This is a genomic window from Rheinheimera sp. WS51 (assembly GCF_050936095.1).
GTDB lineage: Bacteria > Pseudomonadota > Gammaproteobacteria > Enterobacterales > Alteromonadaceae > Alishewanella.
The window spans coordinates 100,947-111,789 of record NZ_JBOTRC010000010.1; the positions used below are offsets into that span (position 1 = coordinate 100,947).

Below are 10,843 nucleotides of genomic sequence, written 5' to 3' on the forward strand. Positions count from 1 at the left end.
TTAAAGCCTGACGGCTTCCGCAGCCACGATTATAGCTTTGGCAGGCTTATGTCGTATGGCAAGCAGCAAACCGGTAACAATAATCAGCAGTACGCCGCCAAGCTGCAGCGTACTTAAGCTTTCATTGAACAACAGCCAACCGGCCAGGATTACCGTTACCGGCTCTGAATAAGCCAGCGTAGCGTAAAGTCGGGTCGGCAAGTGTTGCAGCGCAACTATGGCGCAGTAAATGGCAATAAAGCCTGGGAAAATACCAGCCAACGCTATCCAGACAATATCTTCGGCCAGCGGCATTCTCATATCAGCTAAAAACGGCAGCACGCAACAGGCACCAATAATCAGCTGGTAAAAGGTACGCAGTAACTGTGAATGCGCCGGCAACGAGCGGCGGTTTAGCAGTAAAAAGCCGCTGTAGCACAACAGCGCCAGCAAGCCATACAACAACCCCGGCAACTGGCTGGCATCGAGAGCGGGCAATAATGCCACTACTGGCCATCGCCACAGCCGATATCAGTGCGAGAACTACGTATCTGCTCATTAACTACCTCAAAAGAAAAACCGGCTTATTATGCCGGTTTATTATTCATATGTGATAGCCAGATACAGTTAATAAGTCATCTGCCTGATACCAATACGCAAGTTTTTTAAGTGTATAGGCACGTCATCAGCATGGATATGATAAGCAGCGTTCCAGTTCAGGATAACCTGTACACCCTGAACTCTATTGTAGCGTTCACCGGTCAGTAAATTGTGTACGTCAATGTGCACACTTATCGCAGGCATGGTGCCTTTTCTGCTATCGAGTAGAAAGTTTGCTGGTAAGGCGGTTTTGTCTTCCATACCATCCCAACGGGCTTTGTCGCCAGAATATTCCGCTATAGCTTTTGCAAAATGCAACGACAGCAATACGTCTGCCTGGTACTTCTGCCGATACTCTGCAATAACGCTGTTATCTAGCTGTTGCTGCAATGCGTGATTAAATCTGCCGGTTACTGCGTCATAAAGCCGTGTGTTTCCAGGTATGATTTGTTGCGCAATCTGAGCATAGTGTTCAGCAGCTACCACACGACTATAGCCTTGTGTCGGCAGATAATTAATCAGATCAGCCTCAACTTGCTGAAGAAAACCGGCAGGCAATTTCAGCTCTTTGTCAGCCGAGAGCTTAACTATACCTACAACTTTCTCCTTTCCGGTAACCCAGGGGTTGTGGTCACGCTGCATGATGCGAGGCTCTGGCGTTATGCGGCAGCCTATCAGTAGGAATACCGATAGCAGAAAAAAAGCGCATCCTGCCGCTAACTTAACTTTGTTTTTCATCAAGCAGCTTCCTTAACGCTTCTGTGACAGAATAAGCCATAGTGTTGCTATCTTGTAGTAGCTCAGCTACGGGGAGAGGCTCAAACTTGTCTTTATCGTTTAACTTGCTTATTAGTTGAATACCCCCTGCCCCCATATAAAGCTCTTTTGCATTCACATCGTTGATAAATACCAGATAGGAAATGGCTGGCAGACGGCCCGATGTTTGTTGCACCATAGAGCTGAAAAAATTAGCTACATCGCTGTTATTTTTCTCATACGCTTCTGATTGCCCATCCCACTCCGCGCGGTATTGACCAAAATTGGCATTCCGCACCCGAATATCATGGTAAAGCACCGCATCAATATTGTGTGTTTGCTTCAAACGGGCCAGTGTTTCACGCTGAACCTTGGCAAATTTTTCGTCGTCGCGCTGGCCGGTTTGCGCATTAAAGTAACCACCGTTAGCGTCACGAATTGCATTAAAGGCGCTGTAATACACCTCCGGCTCAACTACCTGGATACTATTTCTGGCAAATATCTCTTTGATTTGTTTTAAATAATAACTACGTACATCTTGCCTGTGCTGCATAGCATCCGGCAGGATCAAATCGGTCAGCACCACCGTCTTGACTTGCATTTTAAAATCTTGTTTTGATACAGAACTGCGATGCACCGCAGTTGAGCAACCAGCAATAAATGTTATGGCAATAGCTAATAACGTTAAGACAACCCTTTTCATTACAACTCCTTTTAATAAAAAGTTGCAATTTTAAGGGTTACTTTGCTAAAGGCAATAAAAAACCGCCAAAAGGCGGTTTTCCTAAAAGCTGCCTAACCGGAATTTCGCATACCAGCAGCAATACCGGCGATGGTGACCATTAGCGCCCGGCTGATGGTCGGGCTTACCCGCTCCGGTTGATGCCTTACCCGGTGCAACAGCTCAGCTTGCAGAATATGCAGCGGGTCAACATAGGTATTGCGCAGCATTATCGATTCGCGGATCCAGCCCTCGCGGGCCATTAGCGTATCACTGTGAATAAGCTTTAGCAGCAGCTCGCGATCGGCGGTCAACTGGGCGCGCAGTTGCTGGCCTAAGTGTTTTAGCTCATCCGGCACCAACACCTTGTCATAGTAAGCAGCAATATCGCTGTCGGCTTTTAAAAACACCATTTCCAGCATCGACATCCGGGTGGCAAAAAACGGCCACTGCTGCTGCATTTCATCCAGCAAGGCTGTTTTATCCTGCTCGGCCGCTTTGGCCAGTGCCGAGCCAGCGCCGAGCCAGGCTGGCAGCATTAAGCGGTTTTGCGACCAGGCAAAGATCCACGGAATAGCCCGCAGGCTTTCTACGCCACCGGTTGGGTTACGCTTGGCCGGTCGGCTACCCAGTGGCAACTGGCCCAGCTCTTGCTCGGGCGTGGCGGCGCGAAAATACGGCACAAAGTCTTTATTGTGGCGCACCACAGCGCGGTAAGCCTCGCAAGAGTCTTCTGCCAGCTGGCTCATCAGTGTGCGCCAGCTTTGCTTCGGTACCGGCGGCGGTAGCAACATGCCTTCGAGCACGGCGCTGGCATACAGCGCCAGACTGCGCTCAGCCAGTTTGGGTAAACCGAATTTAAAGCGGATCATCTCGCCCTGTTCGGTTACCCGTAAACCACCAGCCAACGAACCTGGCGGCTGCGATAAAATAGCGGCATGCGCCGGGCCGCCGCCACGGCCGATAGTACCGCCACGGCCATGGAACAAGGTCAGTTGCACCTTGGCCTGCTGACATATCGCCACTAAGGCTTCCTGGGCACTGTACTGTGCCCAGGCGGCGGCAAATACACCGGCATCTTTGGCCGAGTCGGAGTAACCAATCATCACTTCCTGTTTACCGTTAATGTAGCCGCGGTACCAGTCGATGCTAAGTAGCTTGCGCATACAATCGGGGGCATTTTGTAAATCGCTTAGCGTTTCAAACAGCGGCGCCACCGGCATAGGAAAGCTGATGCCAGCTTCTTTTAGTAGCAGTTGTACTGCCAGCACATCGGACGGTTTGCCGGCCATTGAAATGACATAGGTGCTTAGTGCTTCACTGCCATGACGGGCGACAATATCGCAGGTATCCAGCACTTCCTGTACATCGGCTGACGGCTGCCAGCTTTTCGGAAACAGTGGCCGGCGATTGGCCAGCTCGGCCAGTAAAAATGCCTGGCGTGCGCTTTCGTCCCAGGCGCTGTAATCACCCAACCCCAGGTGTTGGGTTAACTCACCAAATACCTGAGCATGACGACCGGCATCCTGGCGGATATCCAGCTTTAACAGTGTGACACCAAAAGCATAGGCGCGGCGCAAGGTATCAAGCAGCCGGCCATTGGCAATCACCGCCATACCACAGTCGAGCAGTGACTGATAACACAGCAGCAAGGGTTCAAGTAATTGCTGATTGTGCCAAATAAGATCCTGTGGTCGTTGCAGCCGGTCGTGCTTTAATGCTTCGGTCAGCCAATCGCGGCTTCGCAGCAGACCGCTGCGAAGTTGATTCAGCACCACGCGATAGGGCTCGCTGGCCTCACCCGCGGCTTGCCGTAGCACAGTGTTGGCCTGATACATCGACAACTCACTGCTGAGAAAATCCAGATCGGCAGCGAATAAATCGGCCGCTTTCCAGCGGCTAAGTAGCAATACCTGACGGGTGACCTTAGCGGTAACAAAGGGGTTGCCATCACGGTCGCCGCCCATCCAGGAGGAAAACTTCACCGGCGCAGCATTAAGCGCCAGCCCTTTGCCTGTTGCGCTAACCAGCTTGGTATCCAGTTCACGTAAAAAGTCCGGTATGGCCTGCCACAACGAGCTTTCAATCACGGCAAAGCCAGATTTGGCTTCATCGACCGGCGTTGGCCGCTGCTCGCGGATTTCATTGGTGTGCCAGGCCTGGGCAATCAGCTCGCTTAGCCGCAGTTCAACCCGCTGTTGCTGCGTTGGCGTTAAGTCCTGCTCTAACTCGGTTAAACAGCCGGCAATCTCGGTCAGCTTATGAATAAGCGTGCGGCGCGAGACTTCAGTCGGGTGCGCGGTAAGTACCAGCTCTATCGATAAATTGGCCACTGCCTGTTGCACCTTAGCCGTATCCAGTTGCTTTTCGTCAAGCAAGCTAAACAGCTCTTGCAGTGGCTCAGGCTTTTCAATACTGGCGTGGCCAATACGGCTGATGCTGTGATGCTGCTCGGCTAAGTTAGCCAGATTAAGGAACTGGGCAAAGGCACGTGTTACTGGCAGCAGCTCGTCATCAGATAAACTTTGCAATACCTGTTTTAACTGATCAGCCTGCAGTTCTTCCCCTTGGCGCGCTGCTTTGGATAACTGCCGAATTTGTTCTACCCGCTGCAACACTTTTTCGCCCAATTGGTTACGAATGGTATCGCCTAACTGGGTGCCCATTAAATTTACATTAGCTCGCAACGCTGCATACTGATCCATAAAAAGCACCTTAAAATTGTAGATAAAAATACCCTATAGGGTTATGAAAATAGACTCAACACTGCCCCTTAACAAAATAGGCTGTTATTAAAAATAAATCACTAGCACTTCATTAAAGCAAAGATATGCGTACAATACAGGCTTATTATCAGCTTGATTTAAATCCATATGAACCAGCCTCGCAGCAAGAAAAAGTCAAATTTTTTAAGTGATATGTTGTTTAATATCATTGCTCCTGCATTGATATTAAGCAAGTTAAGCACTGAAGATACCTTAGGCCCCGTCTGGTCTGTGGTTATCGCGCTAGCTTTTCCTTTAGCTTATGGCGGCTGGAGTTTAATTAAGTCAGGTAAAGTAAATTTTTTCTCAATACTGGGGGTAATAAGTGTATTGCTCACCGGTGGCATTAGCTTATTGCAGCTTGACCCTGCCTATATCGCCATTAAAGAAGCCATGGTACCAGCATTAATTGGTGTTGCTGTATTAATTAGCCAGTACACCCGCTATCCCTTAGTAAAAACCTTACTAATTAACCCAGAAGTGATAGATATAGAAAAGTTAGATAAGGCTTTAGCTTTGCGTGGCAACAGCGCAAAATTTGCCAAAAGCACAGAGCGCGCCGGCTTTATTGTTGCTGGCACTTTTTTTATCTCGGCCGCGTTAAATTATATTTTAGCCAAGGCCATAGTCGTTAGCTTGCCTGGCACGACCGCTTACGCTGAAGAGCTTGGTCGCATGACATGGTTAAGTTACCCTGTTATTGCCCTACCAAGCATGGTGATGTTAATGGCCGCTATTTTTTATATCTTCCGCCAAATTGGCCGACTCACCGGCCAATCGTTAGAAGAGTTTATTGTACTTTAGTATTCACTAGTTGCGCCCGCATGTGCGCCAGTTCTTGTTGTAATAACTGCATTTGCGCCAGCAGTTGTTGCTGAGTCGCGGCGTCAGCATCATGCTCTGCTTTATGCTCTTCGTCATGCATGCTTTGCACGGCGTTAACTATCACAGCAATAAACAAATTAAGCATGGTAAAAGTTGCGATAAGAATAAAAGGCACAAAAAATAGCCATGCATAGGGGAATTGTTCCATTACCGGACGCGCAATGCCCATAGACCAACTTTCTAGGGTCATAATTTGAAATAAGGTATATAAAGACGCGCCTAAACTACCAAACCACTCGGGAAAAGCCTCACCAAACAGCTTGGTTACCATGACCGCGGCAACGTAATAAATTAAGCCGAGCACCATAGTAATAGAAAGCATGCCATTAAGAGACTGCATTAAAGCACCGACTATTTTTTTCATTGAGGGTACAAAGGTAAGCACCCGCAACACCCTTAAGACTCGCAGTGCACGCAACACTGAAAACGGCCCGCTGGCAGGCAGTAATGCGATACCAACTACAATAAAATCAAAAACACTCCAGGCATCTTTAAAGAAACTCAGTCGGTATACAAACAGCCTTAGCGCTATTTCTAACACAAAGATCGTTAAAATTGCCTTATCTAAAATATGTATAACCGGCCCTATTACAGCCATTACAACAGGAAAGGTTTCTAAACCTAGTGTTACAGCGTTAATTAAAATTAGCGCCAGCAAAAAATGCTGTACTAAGGGTTTTTCAATAAAAAATTTAATACGATTATTTCGCATAGGTACGGCAAGTGTTGTCTCAGTGCTCATACAGCTACCTTAAGTATAGGGAAGTTTTTTCGCTATTGTATGTCAGCAATTTGCACCGTCAATCTTTGCCATATATTTTATTCAGCCGCATGAAATCGTGCAAAAGCTTGACTTAGATCTGTGATTAAATCGTCTATATCTTCTAAACCAATATGTAAGCGTAATAACGGGCCCAGCTGTGGCCAACAAGTGGCTGTACGTAGCCGTTGCACCTGCATAGTAGCGGTAATTAAACTTTCATAACCACCCCATGAAAACCCCATCTTAAAATAAGACATGCCTTCAATAAAAGCCGCTATTTGACTGGCTGTTCCACACGTTAATGCAAAGGAAAACAACCCATTACTGCCACTGAAATCGCGCTTAAAAATATCATGTCCAGGGTGACTGGCTAATGCGGGGTGATAAACTTGTGCTACTTCTGCTCGTTGCAGCAGCCAATCCACTACCGCTAACGCGCTTTGTTCATGTTGTTTTAACCGCACCGCTAAAGTTCGAAGGCCCCGTAACGCTGTGTATGCATCGTCAGCAGACGCACAATAACCCAACAGATAACTTTGTTCGCGTAACTGTGGCCAATGTTGTTCATTAGCAGAGGCGGTACCTAACATAACATCAGAGTGACCCACGATATATTTAGTCGCGGCTTGAATAGAAACATCAACCCCTAAAGCAAATGGCTGGCATAGAATAGGCGAGGCCCAAGTATTATCTAGCACCGTAACAATATTGTGCTGCTTAGCAACCTGACAAATAGCCGGAATATCTTGTACTTCAAAAGTAAGCGAGCCGGGTGATTCTAAAAAAATCATTCGTGTATTCGGTTTAATTAACTTACTTATCTCGGCTCCAATACGCGGGTCATAGTATTCGGTTTCTACACCCAGTCGTTTTAAAATTTTATTACATAAAGCACGGGTAGGCTCATAAACGCTATCGACCATTAATAAGTGATCACCCGCCGACAAAAATGCCAACAAAGCCCCACTGACTGCGGCCGAGCCACAAGGATATAACGCGCAGCCCGCACCTCCTTCGAGTTCACAGATAGCTTGCTGTAAAGCAAAGTGAGTATCTGTACCTCGCCGACCATAATAAGGCACCCTATTCCCCATTTGGCCAGCCGCATGCTTTAGCTGGGCAAAGCTTTCAAAAACAATAGTCGATGCGCGAACAACTGGCGGGTTAACGGCATAGCCACTGTACTTTTTATTACGACCAGCACAAATCAATTGCGTTTGTTTTTTCATACTCAATCCAACCTATTTCATTATTGCCAGCTATCTAGCCATTACTCACTAATAGTAGTGCACTGTCAACACCACCTAATATTTGCGCTAGCTAGCTTAAGGAAATTGTTACGCTAATAACAAGTTCAGGGCTTAAACTAGCAAGCTTGTAACAGAGCTGTATAATAGCTAAATAATAAAGAGTGCTAGTAGCTTAGGCCTGACCATCGGGACTGCCATGAAATATAAAGATTTACGTGATTTTATTGCTCAATTAGAAAAACGTGGTGAACTTGTCAGAGTGACCACAGAAGTAGATCCGGTATTAGAAATGACCGAAATAGCCGATCGTACTCTGCGCGCGGGTGGGCCGGCTATTTTATTCGAAAACCCAAAAGGCTATAACACGCCTGTATTAGCGAATTTATTTGGTACCACTCAGCGAGTTGCGTTAGGCATGGGCCAAGAAGACGTTTCTGCCTTGCGAGAAGTGGGTAAGTTACTGGCTTTTTTAAAAGAGCCAGAACCACCAAAAGGCTTAAAAGACGCCTTTAATAAACTGCCTATTTTTAAGCAAGTGCTTAATATGTCACCTAAGCAAGTAAAAAAAGCACCCTGCCAAGATGTTATATTAACCGGTGATCAAGTTGATTTAACTAAACTGCCTATTATGACCTGCTGGCCAGGCGATGCCGCGCCTTTAATTACTTGGGGCTTAACCGTTACCAAGGGCCCCCATAAAGAGCGGCAAAATTTAGGCATTTATCGCCAGCAATTATTAGCTAAAAATAAATTAATTATGCGCTGGCTGTCTCACCGAGGTGGCGCCTTAGATTTTTATGAGTTTAAAAAAGCAAATCCAGGTAAAAACTATCCGGTTTCAGTGGCATTAGGCGCAGATCCTGCCACTATTTTAGGTGCTGTCACCCCAGTACCGGATAGCTTATCTGAATATGGTTTTGCTGGGTTATTACGCGGCGATAATACTGAAGTGGTCAAGTGTATAAGTAACGATTTACAAGTGCCTGCCAGCGCTGAGTATATTCTAGAGGGTTATATCGACCCAAGCGAAATGGCGCCTGAAGGCCCTTATGGTGATCATACTGGTTATTACAATGAAGTAGACGATTTTCCGGTATTTACCGTTACCCATATTACCCAACGTAAAGATCCTATTTATCACAGTACCTATACTGGCCGGCCACCTGATGAACCGGCTATTTTGGGCGTGGCACTAAATGAAGTTTTTGTGCCCATATTACAAAAACAGTTTCCAGAAATTACCGACTTTTACTTGCCGCCAGAAGGCTGCTCGTATCGCTTAGCTGTGGTTACCATGAAAAAGCAATACCCTGGCCATGCTAAACGAGTAATGATGGGCGTTTGGTCGTACTTACGCCAGTTTATGTATACTAAATTTGTTATTGTTTGTGATGACGATATCAATGCTCGCGACTGGCAAGATGTTATTTGGGCCATTACCACTCGGATGGATCCAGCTCGCGATACAACCTTAGTTGAAAACACGCCCATAGACTATCTAGACTTTGCTTCACCCGTTTCAGGCTTAGGCTCGAAAATGGGTATGGATGCCACGAATAAATGGCCCGGCGAAACCGACCGAGAATGGGGCGAGCCAATCGTTATGGACCCTGCAGTAAAACAACGGGTTGATGATATATGGCCAACTCTTGGGATCACACTGCCCAAACAACCGTAATAGAATCGCTAAGCATCAGGTACGCTTAGCGCAACAATATAATTAACCTTGTACTAAAATTACACCTTTATCTGAGAGCGCTATGACCATAATTGCTTGTACTATTGATGCTATAGAACCATTAACGCCAACAGTGAACCGCGTGCTATTAACACCACACACGCCCATTAACTATCAAAGTGGTCAATACCTACAAATTTGCTTAAGCGATGAAGACAAAAGACCATTCTCTATTGCCAGTCACGCCAACAGCAAGCAAATAGAGTTACATATAGGCGCATCGGTAGCAGACAAGTATGCCGGCCAAGCATTAACTCATTTACAGCAGCTATATGCCGCTAAACAGCCGGTATTAGCTGAAATTGGTTTAGGTAATGCACAATTGCGCGTCGATAGCGACCGACCACTCATTTTATTAGCCGGCGGCACCGGGTTTTCTTATATTTATAGCATTGCCCAAACCCTTGCCAAGCAACAAGTTAACCGTCCTGTTTTTGCCTACTGGGGCGTGCGTGATCAAGACGCCTTATACCATCACCCCCAAATGCAACAATGGGCCAACAGCAACCCGCTATATACTTTTGTACCTGTTGTACAAAACCCCACAACACAATGGCAAGGCAGAACCGGCTTAGTCCACCAAGCGGTGTTAGAAGATTTCGCCTCCTTAGCCGACTTTGATATTTATATCGCCGGCCCTTTTGCCATGGCCGGCGTTGTTAGAGATGCTTTTGTACAGCATGGTGCAGAGCGTGAAAATATGTTCTGTGATGCTTTTGCTTATATCTAATAGTAAGAATGCCCTAAACGGGCATTTTTACTTTTTTATCCATTGACTACTTTTACACACCCTACTGTTACATAAACTGCTTTTTCATTTCTAAGGCGGGTTTATAGTTTTTTGCTATAGTCTGCTCCAGCAACTGCATACCTTGCTCGCGTTTTCCATCTAAAATAAGTTTACTCCCTGCCCACGCTATGACTTCTGCGTCATCTTGTTGCAACAAATATTCTTCCCATTGTTTATGATAAGCTGCCATCACACGCTGCGCATCTAACAGACCATTTTTAGCAGCTTGCTCCCACCAGAACATACCCGACATTGACCGAGAAACCTGTAATGAAGGTGTGACGATAACCTGTTTTGTACCAGACATTGGCCTACGCCAAATACGATAAACGTCTGTTTCAACATTACCTTTAAATTTTAAGCCAACTAAATTGGTTAACTCACTTTTAGGGTCAAAATCTGCTTTTATTTGCTCAGTAATAGTGCCATCCGCCGCAACACGAACAATGGCATTACCCCAAAAACCGCTAAAATCTGGACGTAAGGTGGCTATATTTTTATATATAGAAAAGTCTGGCTGTGCAGCAAGCGGTAATTCGGGATTAAACCAAAAACTATTACCACTTTGTAATCAAAGGGGTCAGGTTCATTGATTT

At 46.3% G+C, this 10,843-nt stretch carries 10 protein-coding genes; 3 read left to right on the top strand and 7 right to left on the bottom strand.

Annotated features, from left to right (window positions below; genetic code table 11):
• From ACRCA4_RS11935 to ppc, 4 genes are all read right to left on the bottom strand, one after another.
• On the bottom strand, positions 1 to 486 hold the full coding sequence (locus ACRCA4_RS11935) for an EamA family transporter (RefSeq protein WP_433188793.1): 486 nt from the start codon (positions 484 to 486) through the stop codon (positions 1 to 3).
• A 120-nt stretch (positions 487 to 606) separates the two neighbouring features.
• The gene (locus ACRCA4_RS11940; RefSeq protein WP_433188796.1) at positions 607 to 1,317 is read right to left on the bottom strand and encodes a hypothetical protein; all 711 of its coding nucleotides are present in this window, start codon (positions 1,315 to 1,317) and stop codon (positions 607 to 609) included.
• Entirely contained in the window at positions 1,301 to 2,038 is a 738-nt protein-coding gene (locus ACRCA4_RS11945) for a hypothetical protein (RefSeq protein WP_433188799.1), read from the bottom strand. Before ACRCA4_RS11945 ends, ACRCA4_RS11940 begins: the two co-directional genes overlap by 17 nt.
• A 92-nt stretch (positions 2,039 to 2,130) precedes the next feature.
• Positions 2,131 to 4,761 carry a phosphoenolpyruvate carboxylase gene (gene ppc, locus ACRCA4_RS11950; protein WP_433188802.1) on the bottom strand — a complete coding sequence of 877 codons (2,631 nt, stop codon included), beginning with the start codon at positions 4,759 to 4,761 and terminating at the stop codon, positions 2,131 to 2,133.
• Between the two features lie 168 nt (positions 4,762 to 4,929).
• Here ppc and ACRCA4_RS11955 point away from each other — a divergent pair, with 168 nt between their 5' ends.
• The gene (locus ACRCA4_RS11955) at positions 4,930 to 5,625 is read left to right on the top strand and encodes a VC0807 family protein (RefSeq protein WP_433188805.1); all 696 of its coding nucleotides are present in this window, start codon (positions 4,930 to 4,932) and stop codon (positions 5,623 to 5,625) included.
• Here the strand turns inward: ACRCA4_RS11955 and ACRCA4_RS11960 are convergent.
• Together ACRCA4_RS11960 and metC are read right to left on the bottom strand one after the other, a co-directional pair.
• Positions 5,612 to 6,448, bottom strand: a complete 837-nt coding sequence (locus ACRCA4_RS11960; RefSeq protein ID WP_433188808.1) for an ion transporter — start codon at positions 6,446 to 6,448, stop codon at positions 5,612 to 5,614. The two genes, ACRCA4_RS11955 and ACRCA4_RS11960, sit on opposite strands and share 14 nt — an antisense overlap.
• A gap of 77 nt (positions 6,449 to 6,525) precedes the next feature.
• A complete protein-coding gene (metC, locus tag ACRCA4_RS11965) occupies positions 6,526 to 7,698 on the bottom strand; it encodes a cystathionine beta-lyase (protein WP_433188810.1) in 1,173 nt (390 codons plus the stop codon).
• A gap of 217 nt (positions 7,699 to 7,915) precedes the next feature.
• Here metC and ubiD point away from each other — a divergent pair, with 217 nt between their 5' ends.
• Both ubiD and fre read left to right on the top strand, forming a co-directional pair.
• Positions 7,916 to 9,397, top strand: a complete 1,482-nt coding sequence (gene ubiD, locus ACRCA4_RS11970; RefSeq protein ID WP_433188813.1) for a 4-hydroxy-3-polyprenylbenzoate decarboxylase — start codon at positions 7,916 to 7,918, stop codon at positions 9,395 to 9,397.
• A gap of 82 nt (positions 9,398 to 9,479) precedes the next feature.
• Positions 9,480 to 10,187 carry an NAD(P)H-flavin reductase gene (gene fre / locus ACRCA4_RS11975; RefSeq protein WP_433188816.1) on the top strand — a complete coding sequence of 236 codons (708 nt, stop codon included), beginning with the start codon at positions 9,480 to 9,482 and terminating at the stop codon, positions 10,185 to 10,187.
• 67 nt (positions 10,188 to 10,254) lie between these two features.
• Here fre and ACRCA4_RS11980 read toward each other — a convergent pair whose 3' ends face one another.
• Positions 10,255 to 10,554, bottom strand: a complete 300-nt coding sequence (locus ACRCA4_RS11980) for a hypothetical protein (protein ID WP_433188819.1) — start codon at positions 10,552 to 10,554, stop codon at positions 10,255 to 10,257.
• Positions 10,555 to 10,843: the final 289 nt, after the last annotated feature.

Bases quoted from the DNA above. Each gene is read 5' to 3' on its own strand.
- ACRCA4_RS11940 (WP_433188796.1), bottom strand. From the start codon at position 1,317: ATGAAAAACAAAGTTAAGTTAGCGGCAGGATGCGCTTTTTTTCTGCTA.
- ACRCA4_RS11945 (WP_433188799.1), bottom strand. From the start codon at position 2,038: ATGAAAAGGGTTGTCTTAACGTTATTAGCTATTGCCATAACATTTATT.
- ppc (WP_433188802.1), bottom strand. From the start codon at position 4,761: ATGGATCAGTATGCAGCGTTGCGAGCTAATGTAAATTTAATGGGCACC.
- ACRCA4_RS11955 (WP_433188805.1), top strand. From the start codon at position 4,930: ATGAACCAGCCTCGCAGCAAGAAAAAGTCAAATTTTTTAAGTGATATG.
- ACRCA4_RS11960 (WP_433188808.1), bottom strand. From the start codon at position 6,448: ATGAGCACTGAGACAACACTTGCCGTACCTATGCGAAATAATCGTATT.
- metC (WP_433188810.1), bottom strand. From the start codon at position 7,698: ATGAAAAAACAAACGCAATTGATTTGTGCTGGTCGTAATAAAAAGTAC.
- ubiD (WP_433188813.1), top strand. From the start codon at position 7,916: ATGAAATATAAAGATTTACGTGATTTTATTGCTCAATTAGAAAAACGT.
- fre (WP_433188816.1), top strand. From the start codon at position 9,480: ATGACCATAATTGCTTGTACTATTGATGCTATAGAACCATTAACGCCA.
- ACRCA4_RS11980 (WP_433188819.1), bottom strand. From the start codon at position 10,554: ATGTCTGGTACAAAACAGGTTATCGTCACACCTTCATTACAGGTTTCT.